This is a genomic window from Desulfobulbus rhabdoformis (assembly GCF_016919065.1).
In the GTDB taxonomy this organism is placed as follows: domain Bacteria; phylum Desulfobacterota; class Desulfobulbia; order Desulfobulbales; family Desulfobulbaceae; genus Desulfobulbus; species Desulfobulbus rhabdoformis.
Genome location: NZ_JAFFQA010000026.1, coordinates 18,091 through 41,254, shown reverse-complemented (window position 1 = coordinate 41,254; position 23,164 = coordinate 18,091). Strand labels below are relative to the sequence as shown.

The following is a 23,164-nucleotide window of genomic DNA, read 5'->3' as shown; positions in this document are numbered from 1 at the left end:
TTTGGCAAGGAGAAAATGCAGCAAGCCCCTTGAACAAGCCCCTCAAAATGATCAAGCGGAACAAAGGGAACAAGAAGAATAAACCAGCTGGCAGATGAGCCTTTGCGCCGTGCTCACGGATTCAGGAGCAGAGCCTCCGCTACCTGAAAAAAATTATCCCGAGCAGCGTGGGAGAGAGACCCGTTGTAGACACAATGAAATTCCAGGGAAGGGATGTCACCTCTCAGTTTTTTAAACAACACCTCCCGCGGAGCCCTGCGAACAAGACTTTCCGGCACTATCGAGATGCCTATCCCCGCCGCAACCAACGCCAGAGAAGCTGCTTTGGTTGTGGCCTCCTGAACTATTTGGGGGGTCAGTCCATACCGGTTAAAAAGACGCATCCATGTATCGTAGAGTTGCGGCTGCGCCTTTCGAGGAAAAAAAATCATCTCTTCGCCAGCAAGCTCTGCCACTGTTACGCTTTTGGACTCTGCCAGCCGGTGGCCTGCAGGAAGGATAAGGGCGTAGGACTCTCTGTGAAATTCTTTGGAGCACAGCCCCCGGATATCATGCCCGAAAAGTCTGACAACGGCCGCATCCAGCTCACCTCTTTGCAGGGCTTCCAGTTGCCTGTCGGTCGACATCTCCGTCAATCCCAATCGTACTCCGGGGTACCTGAGTTTAAACTGCTTTATTGCTTCGACCAATGGAGTATCCAGGGCAGGAGCAATATAACCAAGCTCGAAGCTGCCTCCGGTTCCGGCCACTGTGGCCTTCAGGTTATCTTTCACCCTTTCCATCTCCCGGAGAATACGCCGAGCATCGTGAAGAAGGACCTTCCCCGCCGGTGTCAGGGCAACGGAGCGTTTATCACGCAGAAAGAGAACCACCCCCAACTCGTCTTCAAACTTCATAATCTGCTGACTCAGTGGTGGCTGCGAGATATGAAGTCGCTTGGCAGCCCTGCCAAAATGGAGTTCCTCGGCCACTGCCACAAAGTACTTTAAATGTCTTGTTTCCATATCTGATATTTAAAACATCTCAAACAAGTATAAAAGATATATTTCACATATCACCCATCCCTTCTTACTTTCACCATAAAAGGCCACCTCAGGAAGAATGAGGGTGGTTAAACAACCCTACACACAGAGAAAAGCTATGATTGATACTATGGTAGAAAAAAAAAGGCTTGGGAACAGTGATATTCTCGTTTCGGCCATCGGCCTGGGATGTATGGGGCTCAGTGAGTTTTATGGAAAACCGGTAACAGAATCCGCAGGATGCCGCCTCATCCACCGTGCCCTGGAACTGGGCGTGAACTTCTTTGACACAGCCGATATGTATGGAAGCGGGCACAATGAACAACTTCTCGCCTCCGCTCTCAAGGATCGGAGAGGTGAAGCCGTCATCGCGACCAAGTTCGGTATTGTCCGCAAAAAAGGTGAGTACTCCAGAGAAATCTGTGGCACACCCGCGTATGTGCGAGCTGCATGCGATGCGAGCCTCCTCCGACTGAAGACAGATTACATCGATCTCTATTATATCCACCGTGTGGATGCGTCCATCCCCATTGAGGAGACCATCGGCGAGATGGCACGCCTTGTCCAGGAAGGCAAGGTGAAAGGAATTGGCATAAGCGAGCCTTCACTGGCGACAGTGAAAAGAGCACATGCAGAACATCCCCTATCCGCCATCCAGTCGGAGTATTCCATGCTCACACGGGATCCGGAGGCGGGCATGCTCTCCCTGGCTGCAGAGCTGGGAATATCTTTCGTTCCCTACAGCCCCATCTGCAGGGGACTGCTCAGTGCATCGACGCACAAGAAAGGGGTCGCTGAAGATTTCAGAAATTCCTTGCCGCGCTTCCAGGGGGAAGCGTACGAAAACAACAGGGTGATAGCCCAGAGGCTCTCCGACATAGCCACACAAAAGGGGTGCAGCCTCGCCCAGCTTTCCCTGGCCTGGGTCATGGCTCAGGGGGAGGCTATCATCCCCATCCCCGGAACCACAAAAATAGAAAACCTTGAGGCAAATACCGGGGCTGCACAGATCGCAATCACCGAGGATGAACTCATAGAGATCGCCTCCATCCTGAGCCAGTATAGGGTTCAGGGGGAGCGCTATACGCCTGAGGGAATGAAAGGAGTTGATGTGTAAACAAACAACGAAGCCGACAAACCGATGAATGCCCACGGATTGAGGAAAATAGTTATCCGAGCTCCACTCTACTTGCGCCCCGCCTCTCGGGGAATGAAGGCGCAGTAGCCTGAGCGGGGGCCTATACGGGGATGATTGCGGCAGGTATCGGGACGTTTGGGGTAAATGGTGCAGCGGCGAGTGACTGCATCGAGATAGATGCAGTCACCATTGGCCATTCTGGCCAGGGTGAAGGTACCGCTTTTATGATGAAAATGTTCAACCAGGCGTTGTTTCATCAACTTTCTGGCGAAAAATTTCAAATCGCTTTCCAGTTCGAAGGACTCCATCAGTCCCATGCGGACAAGATCGGGAGCTTGCACTTCCACCGCGAGACTGCAGCAGGTGGCGTTGCAGGTTTTGCAGAGTTTTGCACTGTACTTTTTCCAGGTGGAGGTGTCTTCGAGGGTTGCGTGGGTTAATACTGAACGTGCCATGGTACGGGCCTTTGCAAAAAAAAGTCCCTCTGTACCATAAAACAAAGAAGAATGCTTACTCTTCAAAAACAAAAGCGCTGTTCCCTCGCCTTTGCTGGCTGAACTCCCCGACGCACCTGGCGATGAGAACCGGACAACAGGTTGAGGAGGCCAACCGCTCAATTAAACTCCCTCCCCATGCCTCAAGGAGAGACGCGTTATTTTCTGCCCCGACCACAATAATATCAACCTCATTGGCAGTACTGTAGTCGACCAGCGCTTTTTCAGGCGGATCCCAACTGATTTTCGTGGTCGCCGGCACATCAAATTCAAGAGCACGCTGCTCAAATGCCCTAAGCACACCCCTCGCATTGACTTCGGCATCACGTATCACTCCATAGCGTAACGCTTTCTCCGTTGGCAAATAGACGGCATAGAGCCCTGTCACCTTTCCTCCATAGCTCCTGGCAATATCCAGGGCTCGCCCCTGAACCCTCAGGTTAGCCGCAGCCTCGTTGAGACCGACGACTATATTGGAAAGACGTATGGTTGACTGTTCTGGCAGAAGCATGACATCACAAGGGCTCTCGGCGATAACCTCAGCGGTTGTTCGCCCCAGCAGCATGCGTTCAATCTGGTGTCTCCTTGCACATCCAAGGACGATAACCGCCGCGTTTTTTTCACGAGCCACAGCGAGTATTTCGCTGGAAGCCTTTCCCTTACGGTGGATCGTCTCCAGCTCAAGCCCCAATGACTCGGCATACTCTTTTGATTCCGCAAGTATTTTGCGTGATGGCTCACTTAACAGATCATCCGTGTTCTCCAGGCACATACGATTCATATTTCCCTCGTACTGGGGGGTCACAGAAACCGCTACAACCGAGGCACGGATGGAAACCGCCAGGACCAGGGCTTCCCGGAACACGAGTCGACTGGATTCAGAGGTATCAATAGCTGCTACGATCGTTTTCATTGCTTGATTCTATCCTCTCAGGAATTATCGCTGTGCATGATGGGATGGTCGCCTGCGAGGACCTTGGCTTGGAGAACAAAATACGCCTGTCCCGCTCTCTGCCTTGCGTGCTTTAACCCCCGCAACGACAGCTCCGATAAAGGCATTCTGCACAAGAAAAAACACACTGGTGGCCACTACGGGCAGCAGGGCATAGCCCCCACCTTTGGAGCAATCCCGCATAATGGCATCCAGGTACGCATAGAAGACCCCATAGAGCGCCACTACACAGAGCCCGAGAAACACCGCACTGTACAGCGCCTTTCGTTGAGTGGCGCGACCACGAAAGCATTGGGGAAGCGGCGATTTTTTGGGAAAATACTGGAGCTTTTGCAGAGGTGAGTGGCTCTTCTCCTGAACACAGTAAATAGGCACGGGAGAGGTGGATGCAGCCTCCTCCCGGTTTACTCCTTTATCGACGACAACCATGTCAATTCGCTTAACAATGTGGCAGAGTCGATGGATCACCTTGCCCACCTTTCCATACTCTTTGACCGAACTCAGCGCAATACTTTGACCTAACGCCCGCTGCTGAAACTCTCTATCACTCTCTTTGGCAGCCTTTTCTAAAAAACGATCCCGCCGTCCTCCATCCCAAAGAAACGGGAGGGTGTTGACATAGGCTACGAGCAGACTGTAGCCAAGTCGCTCTGCAATATTAAGGGAATACTTCATGGCCGCATCGGACACACGCCCATTTTTGGTGACGATAAGAATAAGCGGGGTTCCTTCCCGTGCATCTTGCTTTCCCCCCTGGTGGGTTTTCATGCTCTGCTCGCTTTTCTGTGTCATGGAATTTCTCGATAAATGTTGGACCACCACCTGTGATAGTAATACGTGGGCATAAGCCAGACAGCATCACAAACTCAGGGAGAGTAAAGCAAACAATATGCCACTGAATAAAACCTGAAATAAGCTTGGAATAACAAACTATTATACGCGTAAACACTCCCGGGTGACAGCGAGGTTTGTTGCATCTTGCAACAAATAGATGTTGAAGAACACAGAGCCTTCCCCGCAAAAAATGTTTTCCACCAGAGGCCAACAAACACAAACCAATTTTTCCCCGGAGAATAAGTCAGTTACCGTCCCCACCCTCCCCTCGACACAAGAAGGACTTCATCAAAATCCCTTCCCCTGCATGTTGCATACTGCAACAGCCAAGACTCCCTGTAAAAAAAATAATATAACTACTTAATATAAAAGAAATTTAACAATACCACCCCACCCGCTTGTTGCATTATGCAACATTCCTCCCCAAAAAGCAACAAAGAGTAACCTTCCGTTATCATTGCATTTTCTCAACCAATCTTTTTGGCACCACGATTGCAATTTTAGAGGTGTTTGTCGCATCTGGGCTCGAACGACCAGAGAGGCACGGTGCAAGGCAGATCGCGCCCATCTGTTTTTAGTCAGCCCATCGGGAACTCCGACTTGACCGTATGAAAGGATATGGCTGGGTTCACAAGGATCCCCAATATTTCAACTCAATGGAGAAAACAATGATCCAGAACGAAACGCACCAGGCTCAATTGCACGTCAACTCGACCAAAGAAAGTAGCGCTGTAGGCCGAAGCAAAGCCACCTCGACTTCCACAGCCACGCAAACCGCCTATACCCCCAAAAAGCCTGTGGGCAAAATGGTCTTCTTCGGAGCGCTGTCTTTGGGCGCCTATCTTTTATTATTCTCCAAAGAGACGCTTGTTACCCAGACCTATACCCTTGGTGGTTGGCACGCGGCCTTTCCCGTTCTCACTGCTTTCCTTTTTTCTTTTGTCCACGGAGCATTTGCCAGCAATTTCTTAACCGTACTCGGGTTGGAAGCAAAAAGTAGTCACTGATGCCGTTAACGCTACTGGTCGCTGAGCAACGTATCATCCCGGGGCTTCACAAATTTCGTTAAAAGAATTTTGCCCGCTCAGCCTCCTTAGCCTCCCGTTCGGGAACGCATCAGCATTGTACGCTCATGCAGAGCAAGCAGTGCGATCAATGCCCCCATGCTGATGAAATCAGGGAATTATTTGGAAACACACAGAACACCAGAGGAGAAAAAATCGATGAAAAGATTAGTCTTGATAATCCTTACAGTCCTGCTCTTGACACCAGGAATACACCAGGCCTATGCAGGTGGCCCTCCCCCTAAAAATGTGGTCAAAGGTGTTTTCACCACCATTGATACCAAAACCATGGATGCGAGCATCAAGGTTGATGGGCATGATGGAGTACGGGTATTGCATTTAGGCGAAGGCATGACCGTTGATGACATCCCCATGGACAAGAAGGTTCTGGTCAGCCTGGATACCCACGCGGGCCCCAATGTGATTAAGGACGTTTCGGTTATGTTCATGGATATGACCGTAACTAAAATTATCGCTTTCCTGATAATTGGCCTCATCGGTGGCCTGCTCTCCGGGTTTATCGGCTCCGGTGGTGCCTTTGTCCTGACCCCGGCCATGATGTCTCTTGGTGCTCCTGGTGCGGTTGCGGTTGCCTCGAACATGTGTCACAAATTTCCCAAGGCCATGGTTGGCGCCTATAAACGGTGGAAGTATGGTCAGGCAGACATCAAACTTGGTCTGGTTATGGCGGTTACTGCCATTATTGGTGTGCAGGTTGGTATTAAAATTCAGAAATTCATCCTCGACCACTGGGGAAATGCAGGCTCCAATCTCTACGTGAGTGTTGTCTTTGTTTTTGTCCTCGTTGTAGTCGGCGCCTATGTCCTGATGGATGCCATCAAACTCTCCAAAGGTTCAGCAGAAGAAAAAACCCCTGTTTTGGCCATGAAACTCCAGAGGATCAATCTCTGGCCGATGATGGAGTTCAAGGTTGCCAAACTGCGTATCTCCGCCTGGATCACCATCCCCGTTGGTCTTCTGACCGGTATGCTTGCGGCCACCATCGCCGTTGGCGGGTTTATCGGCGTCCCCGGTATGATTTACGTCATCGGTGCATCAGCCCTCGTCTCCAGCGCAACCGAGTTGGTTGTTGCCTTTATTATGGGTGCCTGGGGCTCCGTTCAGTGGGGTATCTCCGGTTTGATTGATATTCGCATGACTTTATTGATCCTCGCTGGTTCTCTTATCGGTGTACAGCTTGGTGCTCTGGGTACCACGTATGTCAAAGATTATACGATCAAACTGGTAATGTCCGCAGTCATGCTGATTGTCGCTGTTTCCCGTGGAGCAAAAATCCCTGGCTACCTCTCTGATCTTAACCTCATCGCAGCCCTCAATGATAAACTGGGTGTTGCCCTCAACTCTGTAAGTTTCTGGGCACTCATGGTGGCACTGGCGGTGGCAGGCATCATTATCACGGTGGCCATGATCAAAGGAATGGTGCAGGCTCGAGCCGAAGAAAACGCTGCGGGTGTTGTGCAACAACACTGATCAGCTCCGAGTCAATATTCAGGATTCCCTTCAATATAAAAATGGAGATATGGCCCCAAACGGGGCTATATCTCCCTCTCAGGAGGCGGTTATGGAATCAGGATTGTTCTTCACAGCAGCCGTCATTGGTGTAGGTGTTCTGCATCTTGTCTGGCAGGCAGCCACATGTATCTATCGAAAAACTGCGCAGCAGGCTACTTCCAAGCCCGTAAAAAGTCATAAAAGCACACGACCTGACTGGTATATGTTTTTTTTCAGGTCAGATATAACCGGGAAAGAAACCAGGCAACTCTCCCCCACTACACCAAAATCGGATCATACAAGTCGCAGGCAAACCAAGACAAAAAAGAGAAGATCTGCTCAACGGATGCAGCTCTCGTAGCGAACACAGGGGCGTACCCTTCCCCTGCAATTCTTTTTTGAGTAGTGTGTTGCTCAACTTGTAGATGCTGATAATCTACCCCCACTCAAAATTTTATCTTTGGAATCTGCCCCCTCTGTTTCCAAAGATAAAATTTTGAACATGCTTGAAATCTGTATTTAATTTCCTTACGCACATAGAGTTTCTCACTCTCAACTGCCGGTCATAAAAGGAGCTGTGAGCATGTTTTTCCGCAAACGGGACTCTGAACCCGAACCAGTACCTCAAAAATCCCCGGATGATTCCCAGCTTGAACTGATCCGGAAGAACCTGGAGGAGAGCAAATTACCCCAACATGCAATTGATGCTGCTCAACGGGAACTGAAAAAACTCGAACAGTCAGAACCAGGACTTGCTGAATATTCGCTTGGCTTAAACTACATCGACCTGATCACAGCCCTCCCCTGGAATGAATCCTCGGTCTGTGATCTGGAACTGCAGAGGGCTCGAAAAATTCTTGATGCCCGCCACTCTGGTCTCGCCCACGTCAAGCAGAGAATTCTGGAGTTTCTCGCTGCAAAAACTCTGCGTGATGCTGTCCAGCAGACCATCTTGATCGTTGACGATGAGGACATTGCCCGCGTCAACATGGAGCACATCCTTACAAAAGATGGCTATGCCTGTAAATGCGCTAAAAACGGCATAGAAGCCCTGCAGATTTTAGAAAGTGAAGAGATAGATCTTATCGTCAGCGATCTCAAGATGGATAAGATGGACGGCCTGGAACTCCTGCATGAGGTAAACCGCACCTACCAGGAGATTCCGGTTATCATGGTCACAGGCTTTGCCACGGTGGATTCTGCAGTCAAGGCATTAAAAAACGGAGCGGCCCATTACCTGGGTAAACCGGTTAATTTAAGTGAACTCCGTAAGATTGTTGCCGAGGAGTTGGGGCAAAAGCAGGTCAGCTCCATTGGCAAGGGCCCCATTCTCTGTTTTACCGGCCCTCCCGGTACGGGAAAAACCTCAGTGGGCCGTGCCATTGCCGAGGCACTGCAGATGAAATTTATCCGCGTCTCCTTTGCCGGCCTTAAAGACGAGGCGGAATTGCGCGGGCATCGCCGGACCTATGTGGGGGCCATGCCTGGCCGGATTATTACCGAAATCAAAAGAGCGGGCGTCAACAACCCGGTCTTCATGCTGGACGAGCTCGATAAAATCGGCCAGGATTTTCGCGGCGATCCTGCCTCCGTCATGCTCGAGGTGCTCGACCCGGAGCAAAATGTCCATTTCATGGATCATTACCTCGACATCCCCTTTGATCTCTCCCGGATCATGTTCATCGCCACGGCAAACGATCTATCCAAACTCCCTGGTCCTTTACTGGACCGCATAGAAATCATAGAATTTTCCGGCTACACCGATTTGGAAAAAATCGATATCGCCAAGCGCTTTATCATCCCCAGGCAACTGAAAGCATCCGGGCTGGGAAGTGATCAGGTGGAATTCAGTCGGGAGGCCGTTGAAAAATTAGTGGTGGATTACACCCGTGAATCGGGGTTGCGTAATCTGGAGAGGGAGGTGGCAAACATCTGTAGAAAACTCGCCCTGCAAAAAGTTGACACCGAAAGCGGCCAATTTGACAACCAGGTGGAGAGCGATACCATCACCCGTCTTCTGGGACCACGCAGGTACCTGCGAAACGGCATGGACCGTGATCCCAAAATCGGGATTACAACCGGGCTGGTCTGGTCAGCCACCGGTGGTGAAATTATCAGCGTGGAGACCGCTGCCATGAAGGGCACCGGACAACTGACCTTGACGGGCTCGCTTGGCGAGGTGCTCCAGGAATCGGCAAAAGCTGCCCTGAGTCTGATTCGAAGCCGCGCCCAGGAATTCAATATTGATGACCAGCTCTTTGCTGAGCGTGATATCCACATTCACTTTCCAGCCGGCGCTGTCTCCAAAGATGGTCCCTCGGCGGGCATTACCATCTTTGCGGCCCTGCTCTCGCTGATGACGGGCAAAAAAGCACGACCGGATGTGGCAATGACTGGGGAAATGTCACTCAGTGGCAGGGTACTCCCTGTCAGCGGCATACGGGAAAAACTCTTGGCGGCACAGCGCGCAGGGTTGAGCTGCGTTATCCTTCCCGCTGAAAACAGCGAGGAATACCAATCCCTGCCCGAAGATGTCACCAAGGGAATGGAGGTGTTCCTCATTCACAATGTGGATGAGCTTATTGCTAGGGTTCTCATGGAGTCCTGAAAAGAAACATGAATCCGTGACTGCGGGTGGGTACTGAACAATGTAGCCGTATACTCGGACGATATATTTTAACAAAACCACGTGTTGTTCAGTTTCCCCCGCCGTACCGATGAATGCTCATGGATGCAGGAGAAAAAGCAGCTAGATTAATAGTGCGGCCAAAGCAGACTCTTATGCACCCAGCCCTCAAGCTGCGGATGCCGTACCTGCACCCAATCCCCCTTCTGGTCAATTTTTTCAAAAATAACATCCTGAACAACGGTCCCGACGATGTTATCCTCTTTAATGCTGGGATCAGAGCGTACATTGCCATCCTTCACGCTGACAATCACATGGGGATCTTGCGTCAACAAGCTTGAAAAAACATACCCTTTAGCCCCCTCATAATCCACCACCTTCAGCCACTGCCCGTGGTGTTCCAAGACCTCCAACGGATATCCCTGTGGAAATTCATAAATAATGGTTGTATCGGTTCCCGGGCCTGACCGAACATTAATCCCATCTTGGGCCACACTGAGGTATTGTTTTGCCAGAGCAGAGGAACATAAAAAAAACGCACCCAGGAGTGCGCTTACAGTCAAAATTTTGAGGTAGTGTTTCATTGCTTGTTTTGTAGGCCCCCTTGTTGCTCCGAGACGATGTTTGTCAGGAGCATAAAAAACTCTTGATTTCCTTTGGTCCCGCAGACCCCTGAGGGCACGATTTGCTCACAGTGCAAGCCAAGCTCAGCCCCAAACTTCTCAACCATGGCCAGGGCCTGTTGATGGAGCGCACTATCTCTGACCACCCCCCCTTTTTCGATGACCTCTCTGGGCAATTGAAACTGTGGTTTTACAAGGGCGAGAACACGGACCGGATTCTCACCGTAGAGGGGCAGTAAGGGGGGCAGAAGCGGCTCCAGAGAGATAAAGGATGCATCGATCACGGCCAAATCTATGGCCTTGGGAATCAGCTCATGGGTAATATAGCGGGCATTGGTCCGCTCGTGGACGACCACTCGCTCATCACTGCGCAGCTTCCAGGCGAGCAGGCCATAGCCGACATCTACACAGTAGACCTGCCTGGCTCCATGCTGGAGCAAACAGTCGGTAAAACCACCAGTAGAACTGCCAATATCCGCGCAGATCATGCCGGAGGGGTTAAGCGGCAGGGTCACCAGTGCTGACTCCAGCTTATCCCCTCCCCGGCTCACATAGCGTTTCCCCTCTTTCACCTTAACCTGTGCATCAACAGCGACCTGAGCTCCGACCTTATCGTTCACCATTTCGTTAATCAACACCGCACCGGCACCGATAAGCCGACGTGCAGTATCGATGTTCTTCGCTAAACCGCGACTGACTAACAGGGCATCCAGACGTTTTTTGTTCACCTTTGCCAAAATACTCGATTACAGCTTTTCTAAACGCTCTTTCGCCTCGACGGCCTCTTTGCTGCCGGCATGATCACTGATCAATTTTTTATAAATGATCTTTGCGGTCTCATTATCGGTGAGCTGTTCAAAGGCCAGCCCCTGTTTCAAGAGAGCGCCTGGAGTATGCGCATCTCTTGCGTGGTTGGAGATAACCTTTTGGTAGTCAAGAATGGCCAGGTCGTATTCGCCCTGGTTAAACAGCGATTCCCCCATATAGAAGAGGGTCTTTCCGGCCTGGGCACCATTGGGATCGGCGGCCAGCGACTGCTCAAACTGCTTATACGCGCTCTTGTAATCTTTGCTGGCAAATGCATCCATTCCTTTGGAAAACGGATCGGTTTTAGCCACGGGTGCACTTTTCTCCGGGCTGGCAGCGGACTCCACTTTGGTCGGGGTTGCCGACTGTTTCGGACTTTCAGTGGTTGTTTTCTGCACAGTCGAGCTGGCAGTGGTTACAGTTTTCTCTTCCGCCGGTGGTGGTGCGGCCAGATGGGCTTTTTTGCCTCTGGGGGCCTGGCGGACCAGCTTTCCGCTGGGCAAACCATTCCCCGAGGATTGGATACTGGCAGTAGGTGCTGTCCGTGATTTCTCTTTTGCCCGGCGTTGCAACTCCAGGGCTCGTTGTTCGGCTTCACGCGCACGACGTTTTGCCTCGTCGACCCTCTGCTGTTGGATGGACGTAAAGTTATCCACTGCCACGTCGAGCTTTTGTTCTAATACTCTAATTCGCTGGTCAAGCTGAGCGAGCTGGTCGGTTGTTTCCTGACGATTTCCCTCCACTGCGGCCTGGAGACCGGTAATGTTCTGAGTCACTTCACTCCGAAAACGTTCTGTCTGCCCCTGATTTTCTTGCAGGTTTGAGCGGATACGCATGGTCTCGTTTTCCACCTGATCAAGTTTGGTCACGGAACTAGCCTGACGCTGCTGCATCTGATTGACGGTGGTGGACTTGACATTTTCCAGCTTCTGATTCATTGCCCGTAACTGAAACTGGAGACTACGCAGCTCTTCCTGGGTGGCACACTGGGTCAAGAGCATAAGGGAACAGCCAGCGAGGGCTATGTTTCGTATTTTTTTCATCAGCAAACCTCCTCTATATAAATGCATGTGCATCATTTTCTCACGCCTGAATCGGCAGAAAAAGTACGTGTGTAATACCTGAGTTCGTGAGCATGCACGCCCTTACTCTCACGCATTCAGGTTTTAGGGGAGCCGTCCTGACCACTGTGGATAGGATTGATTGCCCCGCAACGGAAAAAGCGTACGGACTTCCCGGCTGTTTTTACTGACAACACAGAGTTCCGAACGGCTGCCGCTCTTGCGAGTCACCGCCAGCAGGCGACTATCGGGAGCCCAGGTCGGCGATTCATAACTCCCATCTCCGCTGGTAACCTGGCGTACATGGCCGCCACTGGAATCCATAATGAAAAGCTGATACTTTCCGTCAATCAAACCGGTAAAGGCAATCTCATCCCCCTTGGGCGACCAGGCGGGCTCAGAGTTCTCCGAACATTTAAAGGTCAACCGTTTGGCGGGGCCTCCTGCAGCGGCCATGACATAGACATTGGGCCGTCCACTGCGATCGGACACAAAGGCAATCTGTCGACCATCAGGAGAAAAGGATGGAGAGACATTGATTCCGGAACCTGAGGTGAGTTGTCCCAGAATATGCCCCTGCATGTCCATGGAAAACAGGTCCGGGTTCCCGTATTTGCTCAAAGTAAGAATCATGCTCTTCCCGTTGGGGCTATAGCCCGGGGCAAGATTGAGCCCCTTGCGCCGGGATATGGCTCGGGTGGAGCGGCTCTGACGGAGATCAGTGATGTAGAGATCCTGGTTGCCATGGTGGTAACTGGAATAACTTAAATGATGTCCATCCGGGGTAAAGCGGGGGGCGACGCAGAGCGCCCGATGCCGCGTGATCTGTTTGGGATGGTTGCCAAGGATGTCGGAGATATATATTTCCTTATAGCCGCTTCCGTCAGAAACAAAGGCGATACGGGTTCGCGACACTCCGGGTTCCCCGGTAAAATCTTGAATCAAGGCATCACAAAGGCGCAGGGTCATATCCTCAAGCTGAGCAATGGAACCATGGAGGCGTCTTCCGGCCAGCAGTTGATTTGCGGCTACATCGAGAATCTGCCCCTGTACCGTGAGACCACTGGCGTCTTCATTGAGCTCTCCCAAGACAACATAGTCGGCCCCTGCAGACTTCCAGTCAGCTGATCGGCTGCCGCCATATCGATTTGAACCTACGACACCGATAAACCCATGCAGTTCCAGGCCACGGCTTAAAAGCTCTGCCACAAATTTTCCCTGATTGCTGTTTCCGGCAAAGGGGGGCACGGCCAACATGATCTTACGCACGCCGGAGGCGCTTATATCGTAGTAGGTCTGTTCTTCAGCCCAAAGAGAAGAGGGGAAGAGGTGGATGCAGAAGACAAGTGCAAGGATCAGTGAAAAAAAATGGGGAAAGGTGCGCATCATAGTCTCTTGATAGGTATCGAATGGAAGAGCCTCAGGTAAAGGGAATCTTGAATAATTGCTTTTTCTGCCAATCTCGGCGTCATGCTGAAAATTTTATCCTCGGAGGTAAGCGAAGACTCCGATATCAACTATATGCCTGCGGTAAAATTGTCAGCAATCCTTGACCTTGATTGAAAAATCTAATTATTCAAGACACCCTAAAGTATACCTGGCATACGAAAAAAAATTGAATAGTTTTTGCTGTAATTTTAACGCATTTGATTGAGTTCGCGGGTATTGAAGTTGCCACCGACCTCCACGGTCTTCCCCTGCATCATTGCAGGAAAAGGCGGCATGGGGGCAGCTCTGTGAATGGTTTTTTCCACCACCTGATCAAACTGGGGGTCACCTGAACGACGGTCAAACCTGATGCCCACCAGGTGCCCCTGACGATTTATCGTGATCACCACATTCGCATAAAGCCGATTATCCCAAAGACGAGTATTGGGGAGCTTCCAAACACCTTTAATCCGGGCAAGCACCGAACTCACGTAGTTTTCTCCTACGATAGAGCGTGCAGTGGCACGACCACCGGTCCCTGTTTGCTGCATGGCCTCGTTTAAGGCTGCATGCTGACTGCTGATGCGCGCCAGTTCTTGGGCCAGTTGCCGAGCCTCAGCAGCGGCCTCTCGGGCTTCTTTTTCAGCCTGACGCTGTTTCTGCTGAGCCAGAGCCCGGGCGCGCTCTCGCTGACGCTGCTCCTCCGCCTTTCTTTTTTCTTCGGCCCTTCTTTTGGCTTCGACCTGGCGTCGCCGTTCTTCGACAATTTTTTGTCGCTCAGCAATCTTTTTCTGCAGAGCCTGCTCTTCACGCCTGCGCTCTGCACGCTTCTCTTCAACAAGCCTTGTGTCCTTGGACTTTATCACTTTTCGCTTTGTCGGTGTAAGCGAAATAGGAGAAGTCGGCTTGGCAGGTGCGGTGACTGCAGGGACCGGCTGCGGCAGAGGTTCTGGCTCGATGGCGACCGGCTCTTCAGGGGCTGAGGCGGCAGGTTGCGGGGCGGCAGCGAGCTTTGGTTCAGGGGGAGGCACAGTTGGCGGAGGCGTTGGGGTGGGCTCTGTCTGCTGAGGTGGTGAGGGACGGGGGCCGTCCCCGCCAGCTTCAGTCAGGGTTACAAGGCTGACAGAGACCACCTCTTCAACAATGGGTGGTGTGGAAAAAAGTGACGGCACCCAGTAAAGGCTCAGCCCAAAACCAAGGTGTACAATCAGGGCAACGAGTAAAGCCAGGCCCCAGCGATTGTCGGCCTGCTGTTGCTGATAAAAGAAGTCGGTTTCTGTAAAATGCACGATTGGCAGCCTACTTCCTCTTATTTTTCTTGTTCTGCCGGAACGGTGATCATGCCCAGCTTATCAAAGCCTGCTCCATGAATATCTGCCATGGTTGATGTGACCACCCCGTAAGCAACGGTTTTATCCGCCCGTAAGAAGATGCCTTCGGCTTTCTTCTCCTGGGACATCGAAACAAGACGTTCTCTGAGCAGCTCCGGGGTCATCTTCTCTTTTTTCAGGTAGACTTCCCCCTCTTTGGTGATGGTCACCACCAGTGGTTCTTCCTGCTGGTCTAAAGCCTTGGTGGTGGCCTCCGGCAGGTCGACCTCAAGCCCCTGGGTCATCATCGGCGCGGTGACCATGAAGATAATCAACAACACAAGCATGACATCGACAAGCGGTGTGACATTAATCTCGGCCATCACCGCAGGCCTGCGCCCTCTTCTGGTATCTAATGGTCCCATAGATCACGTCCTGGTCAGAATATCACGCTCGATCAAATTGATAAAATCAGTACTGAACCCTTCAACATTGGAGTCAAACTCAGCGACCTTGTTGGAGAAGTAATTAAAAAAGATCACCGCGGGAATAGCAGCAGCCAAGCCTGCGGCTGTGGCGATCAATGCCTCGGAAATACCAGGCGCTACAACGGCCAGCGAGGCGGAACCACGTTCGCCGATATTTTGGAAGGAAGCCATGATTCCCCAGACCGTTCCAAACAGGCCGATAAAAGGCGTGGCGCTGCCGGTTGTGGCCAAGACTCCAAGTGAACTCGCCAGGCGATCGGACTCTACCACCTGGGCTTTTCGTACCGCCCGCTTCAGGTTATCCATGGTTGCCAGCTGCCCTTCAAGTGTTGGTGTCACTTGCCCACTGGCCCGTGCCTGGCTGATCTTTTTCAGCTCCGCATACCCGGAGACAAAGACGGCCGCCTCCGGACTCAGAGCAAATTCTCTTGCCGCGGCATAGGCGTCGTTCAGAGTTTTGCTTTCCCAGAAGGCATCGAGAAAATCCATTGAGGCATTCCGAGCTCGCCGGTACGTAAAAAATTTCATAAAAATAACAGACCAAGAGGCAAGGGAAAACAAGAGCAAAATAAGCATAATCAATTTGCCCATGATCCCGGCATGCATCATACTTTGAAAAATAGATAAATCCACGTTGTTCCTTCCGGTTAAGATAATGAATTGCGCCTGTCCACGAAATCACATCACGCGACAGTAAGAGATATTGGCAACATACAAGCGAATTTGGGATTGTGGCCCGTTGAAGCATTGCTGTCTGTCGGTTGCGACAAAGTATGCAAAGAGGGCCAAAGGCATGGTTCTACCTGAGCGGTTCACCCTGTGAAGGCGGCATGGACCGCCGAAAGTGGCTGTTTTCAATGACCCAAAATCATATACGAATTTCATAAATCTGTCGACCTTGAACTCGAGATATTGTACAAATCTTTTTGAACCTTTTTTCAGTATAAATCCGTGATGGCACATGGAGCGAGAGGAAAAATCCGTACCGTATTTCCTCAACCATTTACTGTAGATTTCCTCGTCTTCTTGGTGTCGGAGGTATGACTCAGTCATCGACTCTCGAAGCTCAATGCACTGAACATACCAATTACATCTCTTGCCCAAGAAAAAAAAATAAAAAGAGTGCTTCCCGGAAAGAGAAAGGGCTCTAAAAACCTGTCCCATAACGACAACATCGATCAATGCTTATTGGTTAAGGGAACAGGAGAGGACACAGGAGTAATCACACAATTCACGCTTTCACCACAACAAAGGAGTCACAAATGTCTGGACAGTTGTATGACGTGGTCATCATCGGAGCAGGCCCGGCGGGCATTCAGGCCGCTATTCACGCCTCCCGAAAAAAGACCTCCGTACTGGTCCTGGGTCGCATTGAAAATTCTGCTCTCTACGGGGCACATATCGAAAACTACGCCTTTGTCGCCGGCGTTACCCAAGGTGCAGACCTGCTCAATACCGGATTGATGCAGGCACAATCCTTTGGCGCTGAGTGGGCACCTGAGGATGTGCTTAAAATCAACCAGGAAGAAGACCTGTTCGATCTTGAACTGGAAAGTGGCCGCTCTGTGCAGGGAAGGTCTCTTATTTTCACCATGGGCGTGTCCAAGAAAAAACTGGGTGTCCCTGGCGAGAAGGATCTTGCTGGACGTGGTGTCTCCTACTGCGTGGACTGTGACGCAAACTTTTACCGTGGTGCCACTGTCACCGTCACAGGTGATCGCAGCGCTGCTGTTGACGGTGCTCTGACTCTGCTTGATTATGCCGCAAAGGTCTATCTGGTCGCCGAAGAGCTGAACGTTTCAGCAGAACTGCTTGAACGTCTTGAGGCAAGCAAGGTGGAATGGATAAAAAGCTCCATCGAGCAGATCGAAGGCGACCGTGTGGTCACCTCTCTTAAGCTCGTTAATGGCTCGAGCATGGAGACCGAGGGGATTTTTATAGAACTGGGGTCCAAAGGTGCGCTGGAACTAGCCACCCAGATCGGCGTCCAACTTGACACCGAATCCTTTAAATATATCCAGGTGAATCGTAAACAGGAAACCAACATCCCCGGTATCTACGCCGCCGGTGATATCGTTGGCCCTCCCTACCAGATGGCCAAGGCAGTAGGTGAAGGCTGTGTGGCCGGCATGGAATCTGCCACCTTTGCACGCAAACAAAAAAAGGCAAGCGCCTGACGCACTCACCTTGTCCCTCTTTTGCGAGAAGTATCGCAGAGATAACATTTTGCAACGGACAGCTGAACACCTTAGCGCTCAGCTGTCCGCTTTTTTCACCTGAATGCAAGGGCCAATCATGTTACTGACTGTTTCGCTGCCTCATCTCGTCAACTGATTTCAGGTAGCGAAAAATTTCACGGCTGTGGCGGGTATTGCGTGTCCGTGCAAACAACGCTGAAAGGCGTGTGAGTGTCATGGGATCAATATCAGGCAACTTGCCTTGCAACTCTGCCACAGTCTCGCTCTCCCAATCCTCGCCCAAAGTCTCGTCATACTCGTCGAGTTCTTCCTGAACTGCAATCGCCTCGTTAATCAGAGCGTCCCGGTAGAACTCCATCCGGTGCTGCTGTTTTTTCTCACTGAGCTTCTTCCCGTGATACTGTCCCACCAGATCATAAAGCGGTTCCAGCTCCAAGCGGACCACAAATTTGGTGAGGTACTTTATCTGGCGCTGACGCACACTTCCTTTTGACGCAGCCGTTTCAATCAACTGATCGCAGATTTCTGCGAGCGATTCGACCTGCTTTAAGGCAGGGCCAGGTAACTGCACCAATTCGGCTACCAGTTTTTCTACTTCTTTAAACCGTCTCTTTTGTTCGGATCGACTGATCTGCATACCTGCCTGCACAACAAAGTTGAAGAAAAAAGCCCTTGGCGAATATGGGCAGTTTCGGGTCCTTTTACATCCCCTTATCAAGGGCCACGACAGCATCCCAGATACGATGGGCGGTCTCCGTTTTACTTAACAAGGGTAATTGCTGATGCTGTGAAGGCGTTATCAGGGTTACCTGATTGGTCTCCACATCAAAACCGGTCTGGGCTCCCAAAATATCGTTCACCACAATCATATCGAGATTTTTCTGAGTGAGCTTGCGCTGCCCCTCATCAAGATGATTATGACTTTCAGCAGCAAAACCGATTAAAAGCTGGCCCTTTTTTTTCTTTTGCCCCAGAGAGGCAAGGATATCTATATTTTTAACCAGATCAAGGCGCAGTCCGCCGGAACCTTTTTTAATCTTGAGCGACGCACAGTTATCGGGTTTGAAGTCGGCCACGGCAGCTGATTTCACGATAACATCCATCTGCTCGGCTCTGGATAAAACGGCATCAGCCATATCCTGGGCACTGGTCACGGAAACCAGCTCAACGCCTGAAGGAGGGGACAACGATACCGGACCGGAAACAAGAGTCACTTCCGCCCCGCGCCTCCTGGCCGCGCGTGCAACCGCATACCCCATTTTGCCGCTTGAGCGATTGCTGAGGTAGCGAACCGGATCCAGGGCCTCACGTGTTGGCCCGGCGGTGATCAAGACCTTTCTCCCGGCAAGATCCTGAGGGGTCAGCACCTGAAGCATCGCCTCGCGGGCATCTTCCCACTCGCAGAGCCGACCATCACCGGTTTCCCCGCAGGCCAGATCACCACAACCAGGCGCCACCAGGTGATAGCCAAGCTCGAGCAGGCGTGCACGATTGTCCTGGCTTGCCTGGTGGGTGTACATGGCCGTATTCATCGCTGGACAGATAACCACCGGGATCTTTGCTGCCAGCACCGCGGTGGCCAGCAGATTATCAGCCATTCCCGTGGCAAGCTTGGCCATGGTCTGGGCTGTGGCAGGAGCAATCAACAACAGATCAGCATCACGGGAGAGGTTGATATGCGCCATCACCCCGTCCGGGTCAGAGGCAAACATATCCAGATGGACCGGATTTCCGCAAAGAGCTGTGAAGGTCAACGGACTGATGAACTCCTCGGCCCCACTGGTCATGATGATGTTGACAAGAGCCTCCTCTTTGACCAGCTCTCTGACCCAAAATGCGGCCTTGTAGGCTGCAATGGACCCGGTAATGCCAAAGAGAATACGTTTTCCCTGCAATCCGCTCATGCGTCTCAACCCTTAACGAGTAAAAGAGGATTCAAAACTGTTGGTCTTGGGAACATAGGAATTGTTTGTGGAAAAAGATTCGGTTTTGCCTCCTGTCTTGTCGATGGCCACGTATAATTTCAGGTCGGTCTTGCCAAAAAGCCCCTCCGAAATAACCATCATGCAGGTTTTGTTGGGTTTAACAAAGGCGAGCATAATGTCTTTGGAGGCAGTTTCACCAACCAGGCGCCATTTGTTATCCTGCATGGAGGAAACCATGTAATCTTTTAGCGACATCATTTCAGCCTTCCCTTTATAAATAAAGATGCCCCCTCGAAATGATTCGGTTTTGATCACCATGGAATTTTTGCGGTCCCACACCAACTCAACTGGAAGGGTGATATCTTTGATATCATCAGCAAAGTTGGAGAGCTGCGGCAACCCGGCAGTCTCCGGACCGACCATGGTATTTTTTTTGGTACAGCCGACAGTGAAAAGGAAAAAAACAACTCCGATCACAGCCAATACTTTTTTTGCACATCCTCGTGTCATGTCATTCTCCTTCGGTTTGCTCGCAAGAGGAAGAGTATCTCCATTTTAGCGGTTCTTGGTTTTGAACATTCAATCAAGCCCCCCCGATGAGGGGGAGGAAATGTCGTACAATTTTCGATAGATCAACTTGGAAGAGAACGGTCGAATAACCGCCTTGAGATAATTCGTTGTAAAAAAATTAGGTTCCCTTGTCAACAAACATTCACTATGATGTCAGGGGTCAAATCAACGCAAGTTGATCCGGAAGCGCTCTTTGCCCAAGTGGCGCAAACCTTTAACTAATTCATACAATGCATTTTTCATGAAGTCATCTCCCCCCCTGCCCCGCCTGTCCGCCCCAGCCGAACTCATCGATACCCACTGTCACCTTGATATGGACGCTTATGCCCAGGACCTCGATGCTGTCATTGATTCTGCGCATACCCATGGGGTCAAACGAATCATCACCATTGGTATAGACGTTCCCAGTTCTGAGGCAGCCGTACAGCTCACCAGAAACTATTCCAATATTTATGCCACTGTCGGCATCCACCCGCATGATGCTCAAACGGCAACCACAGAGGCCTTGGAACGTTTGAGCGAGCTTGCAGAGCATGAAAAGGTTGTGGGGTTTGGTGAAATAGGTCTGGATTATTTTAAAAACTATGCGCCGCACGAGGTGCAGATTCAGGCCTTTACCCGCCAACTCGAGCTGGCAAAAGAGCTTGCACTTCCCGTCGTCATTCATGACAGGGATGCCCATGAAGACACTCTGCGCCTGCTGAAAGCAGCGGGGCCCTTTGCCCACAGGGGGGTAATGCACTGCTTTTCAGGTGATTCCGAGCTTGCACGAAAAACCCTGGACCTTGGGTTTTATATTTCTATTCCCGGAGTGGCAACCTTTGCCAATGCCCAGTTACTTCGGGAGGTCATTGCTGCGGTTGAACTCAACGCCCTCTTGGTGGAAACCGATGGCCCTTTTCTCGCCCCGGTTCCCTTTCGCGGCAAACGCAACGAGCCCAAACTCATGCTTTATACAGCGCAGATGATAGCCGAAATTAAAAATATTTCCCTGGAAGAGGTGGCAGCGGCAACAACGGCCAATGCCGTCAACCTCTTCAACCTGCCGGAGACCATTGATGATTAGCGACAACCTGAGGCAGATTAAGGCTAACATAGCCACTGCAGCGAACAAAGCGGGGAGAGATCCGCAAACAGTCAAGCTTGTTGCGGTGAGCAAATATGTTCCAATCGAGCGTATACAGGAGGCAGTGGATGCAGGACAAAGGCTCTTTGGCGAGAACTACCTGCAGGAAGCAGCCGAAAAGATAGAGCGGCTCCAAGGAGATATCAGTTGGCATTTTATCGGCCATCTGCAAAGCAACAAAGCCAAACAGGCAGCCTCCCTTTTCCCCATGGTGGAGACGGTTGATCGCCTGAAAATTGCACGGGCCCTGGACAACCAGGCCAGCCAATTGGGCAAGGAACTCTCCATTCTTATCCAGGTCAATGTTGGTCGTGAGGCGCAAAAATCAGGCGTGCTCCCTGAGGAGGCGCCAACGCTATTGCGTGCGATTCAGGCTGAAACAAATCTCAAGGTGTGCGGCCTGATGACAATGCCGCCTTTTTTTGATGCGCCTGAAAAAAGCCGTCCTTTTTTTCGCCAGCTCAAAGAACTGGCAGATGAGCTTGCCAGCAAAAGGCTTTTCACCGATAATAGCCATGTCGAGCTTTCCATGGGCATGTCTGGAGACTACGAAGTAGCGATTGAGGAAGGAGCAACTATCGTCAGGGTTGGGACGGCACTCTTTGGTAGCCGTATGTAGTTGACCGTTTTTTTTTAGATGATTTTTTTGGAGTTTTTAAATGCACATAACGATTATCGGAACAGGCTATGTTGGCCTGGTTACAGGAACCTGTTTTGCCGAATTCGGCCACTTTGTCACCTGTGTTGATAAGGCAGAGGAGAAAATTGATCGCTTAAAAAAAGGAGAGATCCCGATCTACGAGCCGGGTCTCGACGCGTTGGTACAAAAAAACTGCGAAGAAGGGCGCCTTATTTTTACCACAGATATTAGTAACGCAGTTCCCGATGCAGAGGCTGTTTTTCTTGCGGTCGGCACCCCAAGCTCCCGCCGTGGTGACGGATACGCTGACCTCTCTTACGTTTATGAAGCCGCACGAGAAGTCGCCCCTCATTTAAAAGGTTACACCGTTATTGTCGACAAAAGCACGGTTCCTGTAGGTACAGCGCGACAAGTGCATCGTGTTATTCTTGAATCTAATCCTGACGCTCATTTTGACGTTGCCTCCAACCCAGAATTTTTAAGGGAAGGTGCTGCAATTAACGATTTCATGCGTCCTGATCGTGTAGTCGTGGGGGTAGAGACAGATCAAGCAACTGAGATCATGAAAGAGATATACAAACCCCTTTATTTACGCGATGCACCCATTGTTTACACCTCAATTGAAACCGCAGAGTTAACCAAATATGCCGCAAACGCGTTTCTCGCTGTAAAAATTAGCTTTATTAACGAAATCGCTGCCGTTTGTGAAGCCGTGGGGGCAAATGCTATAGACCTGGCAAAGGCAATTGGCATGGACGGACGTATTGGCAGTAAATTTTTACATCCTGGGCCCGGTTACGGCGGTTCCTGCTTTCCCAAAGACACCTTAGCGCTCATGCGTATCGTCCAGGAGCATGGGGAAAATGTACGAATTGTCGAGGCAGCCGTGGAAGTAAATGCCGCGCAAAAGGCCAGAATGGTCAAAAAAATTCGGGAAGCACTCGGTGGATCAGAGACAGGAAAAACTATCGCTGTCCTTGGTTTGACCTTTAAACCTGAAACCGACGACATGCGCGATGCCCCTGCACTCACTATTTTACCCGCTTTACTTGAAAAAGGGGCTCGACTTAAGGTCCACGATCCACAGGGCATGGACGAGGCTAAAAAATACCTCCCAGCCGCAATAGAATATGCCGATACGCCTTACGACGCTGCACAAGATGCGGACTGTGTTGTCCTGATGACAGAGTGGAATCAGTACCGTGCTCTTGATTTACAACAGATCGGCCACAACCTCAAAACACCTATTTTCGTCGATCTTCGCAATGTCTACGATCCAAAGACCATGCTCGACGCTGGCTTTACGTACACCGGCGTGGGAATAAAATAACCCAAAACGCAGAAAT

At 51.0% G+C, this 23,164-nt stretch carries 23 protein-coding genes; 9 read left to right on the top strand and 14 right to left on the bottom strand.

Going from position 1 to position 23,164, the window contains the following annotated elements; all coding sequences use genetic code 11:
* Window positions 1-113: 113 nt before the first annotated feature.
* Entirely contained in the window at window positions 114-1,004 is an 891-nt protein-coding gene (locus JWJ90_RS14145) for a LysR substrate-binding domain-containing protein (protein WP_205227880.1), read from the bottom strand.
* Between the two features lie 136 nt (window positions 1,005-1,140).
* Between JWJ90_RS14145 and JWJ90_RS14140 the strand changes: the two genes are divergently transcribed.
* On the top strand, window positions 1,141-2,139 hold the full coding sequence (locus JWJ90_RS14140) for an aldo/keto reductase (RefSeq protein ID WP_240194946.1): 999 nt from the start codon (window positions 1,141-1,143) through the stop codon (window positions 2,137-2,139).
* 68 nt (window positions 2,140-2,207) lie between these two features.
* On the opposite strand, the gene JWJ90_RS14135 is transcribed toward JWJ90_RS14140, so the two are convergent.
* The 3 genes from JWJ90_RS14135 to JWJ90_RS14125 are packed head-to-tail and all read right to left on the bottom strand — an operon-like array spanning window position 2,208 to window position 4,398.
* Window positions 2,208-2,615, bottom strand: coding sequence for a YkgJ family cysteine cluster protein (locus JWJ90_RS14135; RefSeq protein ID WP_205227879.1), 408 nt, complete (start codon window positions 2,613-2,615; stop codon window positions 2,208-2,210).
* Between the two features lie 55 nt (window positions 2,616-2,670).
* Window positions 2,671-3,567, bottom strand: a complete 897-nt coding sequence (locus JWJ90_RS14130) for a universal stress protein (RefSeq protein WP_205227878.1) — start codon at window positions 3,565-3,567, stop codon at window positions 2,671-2,673.
* A gap of 24 nt (window positions 3,568-3,591) precedes the next feature.
* Window positions 3,592-4,398, bottom strand: a complete 807-nt coding sequence (locus JWJ90_RS14125; RefSeq protein WP_205227877.1) for a universal stress protein — start codon at window positions 4,396-4,398, stop codon at window positions 3,592-3,594.
* Window positions 4,399-5,108: 710 nt separating this feature from the next.
* On the opposite strand from JWJ90_RS14125, the gene JWJ90_RS14120 reads away from it, so the two are divergent.
* From JWJ90_RS14120 to lon, 4 genes are all read left to right on the top strand, one after another.
* The gene (locus JWJ90_RS14120) at window positions 5,109-5,447 is read left to right on the top strand and encodes a hypothetical protein (protein WP_205227876.1); all 339 of its coding nucleotides are present in this window, start codon (window positions 5,109-5,111) and stop codon (window positions 5,445-5,447) included.
* Window positions 5,448-5,945: 498 nt separating this feature from the next.
* Window positions 5,946-6,995: a sulfite exporter TauE/SafE family protein gene (locus JWJ90_RS14115; protein ID WP_420828918.1), complete on the top strand. Its 1,050-nt coding sequence runs from the start codon at window positions 5,946-5,948 to the stop codon at window positions 6,993-6,995.
* 91 nt (window positions 6,996-7,086) lie between these two features.
* Window positions 7,087-7,377, top strand: a complete 291-nt coding sequence (locus JWJ90_RS14110; protein WP_205227875.1) for a hypothetical protein — start codon at window positions 7,087-7,089, stop codon at window positions 7,375-7,377.
* 222 nt (window positions 7,378-7,599) lie between these two features.
* A complete protein-coding gene (gene lon / locus JWJ90_RS14105; protein ID WP_205227874.1) occupies window positions 7,600-9,624 on the top strand; it encodes an endopeptidase La in 2,025 nt (674 codons plus the stop codon).
* A gap of 146 nt (window positions 9,625-9,770) precedes the next feature.
* Here lon and JWJ90_RS14100 read toward each other — a convergent pair whose 3' ends face one another.
* The 7 genes from JWJ90_RS14100 to tolQ all read right to left on the bottom strand — a co-directional run bounded on the left by JWJ90_RS14100 (window position 9,771) and on the right by tolQ (window position 15,992).
* A complete protein-coding gene (locus JWJ90_RS14100) occupies window positions 9,771-10,226 on the bottom strand; it encodes an SH3 domain-containing protein (RefSeq protein WP_205227873.1) in 456 nt (151 codons plus the stop codon).
* Complete coding sequence (locus JWJ90_RS14095; RefSeq protein WP_205227872.1) at window positions 10,223-10,993, bottom strand: TlyA family rRNA (cytidine-2'-O)-methyltransferase; 771 nt, start codon at window positions 10,991-10,993, stop codon at window positions 10,223-10,225. Before JWJ90_RS14095 ends, JWJ90_RS14100 begins: the two co-directional genes overlap by 4 nt.
* A gap of 18 nt (window positions 10,994-11,011) precedes the next feature.
* Window positions 11,012-12,115 (bottom strand): tetratricopeptide repeat protein, encoded by a 1,104-nt coding sequence (locus JWJ90_RS14090; protein WP_205227871.1) that lies wholly within the window; start codon window positions 12,113-12,115, stop codon window positions 11,012-11,014.
* Between the two features lie 123 nt (window positions 12,116-12,238).
* A complete protein-coding gene (locus tag JWJ90_RS14085) occupies window positions 12,239-13,522 on the bottom strand; it encodes a PD40 domain-containing protein (protein WP_205227870.1) in 1,284 nt (427 codons plus the stop codon).
* A 248-nt stretch (window positions 13,523-13,770) separates the two neighbouring features.
* Entirely contained in the window at window positions 13,771-14,850 is a 1,080-nt protein-coding gene (gene tolA / locus JWJ90_RS14080; RefSeq protein ID WP_205227869.1) for a cell envelope integrity protein TolA, read from the bottom strand.
* Window positions 14,851-14,870: 20 nt separating this feature from the next.
* Entirely contained in the window at window positions 14,871-15,296 is a 426-nt protein-coding gene (tolR, locus tag JWJ90_RS14075) for a protein TolR (protein ID WP_205227868.1), read from the bottom strand.
* A 3-nt stretch (window positions 15,297-15,299) separates the two neighbouring features.
* The gene (gene tolQ, locus JWJ90_RS14070) at window positions 15,300-15,992 is read right to left on the bottom strand and encodes a protein TolQ (RefSeq protein WP_205227867.1); all 693 of its coding nucleotides are present in this window, start codon (window positions 15,990-15,992) and stop codon (window positions 15,300-15,302) included.
* 629 nt (window positions 15,993-16,621) lie between these two features.
* Here tolQ and JWJ90_RS14065 point away from each other — a divergent pair.
* On the top strand, window positions 16,622-17,536 hold the full coding sequence (locus JWJ90_RS14065) for an NAD(P)/FAD-dependent oxidoreductase (protein WP_205227866.1): 915 nt from the start codon (window positions 16,622-16,624) through the stop codon (window positions 17,534-17,536).
* 121 nt (window positions 17,537-17,657) lie between these two features.
* Here the strand turns inward: JWJ90_RS14065 and JWJ90_RS14060 are convergent, their stop codons facing one another.
* From JWJ90_RS14060 to JWJ90_RS14050, 3 genes are all read right to left on the bottom strand, one after another.
* Window positions 17,658-18,194 carry a DarP family protein gene (locus JWJ90_RS14060; protein ID WP_205227865.1) on the bottom strand — a complete coding sequence of 179 codons (537 nt, stop codon included), beginning with the start codon at window positions 18,192-18,194 and terminating at the stop codon, window positions 17,658-17,660.
* 64 nt (window positions 18,195-18,258) lie between these two features.
* Complete coding sequence (gene coaBC, locus JWJ90_RS14055; protein ID WP_205227864.1) at window positions 18,259-19,461, bottom strand: bifunctional phosphopantothenoylcysteine decarboxylase/phosphopantothenate--cysteine ligase CoaBC; 1,203 nt, start codon at window positions 19,459-19,461, stop codon at window positions 18,259-18,261.
* A 12-nt stretch (window positions 19,462-19,473) separates the two neighbouring features.
* The gene (locus JWJ90_RS14050) at window positions 19,474-19,992 is read right to left on the bottom strand and encodes a hypothetical protein (RefSeq protein ID WP_205227863.1); all 519 of its coding nucleotides are present in this window, start codon (window positions 19,990-19,992) and stop codon (window positions 19,474-19,476) included.
* A 301-nt stretch (window positions 19,993-20,293) separates the two neighbouring features.
* On the opposite strand from JWJ90_RS14050, the gene JWJ90_RS14045 reads away from it, so the two are divergent.
* Genes JWJ90_RS14045 through JWJ90_RS14035 form a run of 3 tightly spaced genes read left to right on the top strand, consistent with a single transcriptional unit; the run spans window position 20,294 to window position 23,148 of the window.
* The gene (locus JWJ90_RS14045) at window positions 20,294-21,118 is read left to right on the top strand and encodes a TatD family hydrolase (protein ID WP_205227862.1); all 825 of its coding nucleotides are present in this window, start codon (window positions 20,294-20,296) and stop codon (window positions 21,116-21,118) included.
* On the top strand, window positions 21,111-21,797 hold the full coding sequence (locus JWJ90_RS14040; protein WP_205227861.1) for a YggS family pyridoxal phosphate-dependent enzyme: 687 nt from the start codon (window positions 21,111-21,113) through the stop codon (window positions 21,795-21,797). The genes JWJ90_RS14045 and JWJ90_RS14040 overlap by 8 nt, the downstream gene beginning before the upstream one ends.
* 40 nt (window positions 21,798-21,837) lie before the next feature.
* The gene (locus JWJ90_RS14035) at window positions 21,838-23,148 is read left to right on the top strand and encodes a UDP-glucose dehydrogenase family protein (RefSeq protein ID WP_205227860.1); all 1,311 of its coding nucleotides are present in this window, start codon (window positions 21,838-21,840) and stop codon (window positions 23,146-23,148) included.
* Window positions 23,149-23,164: the final 16 nt, after the last annotated feature.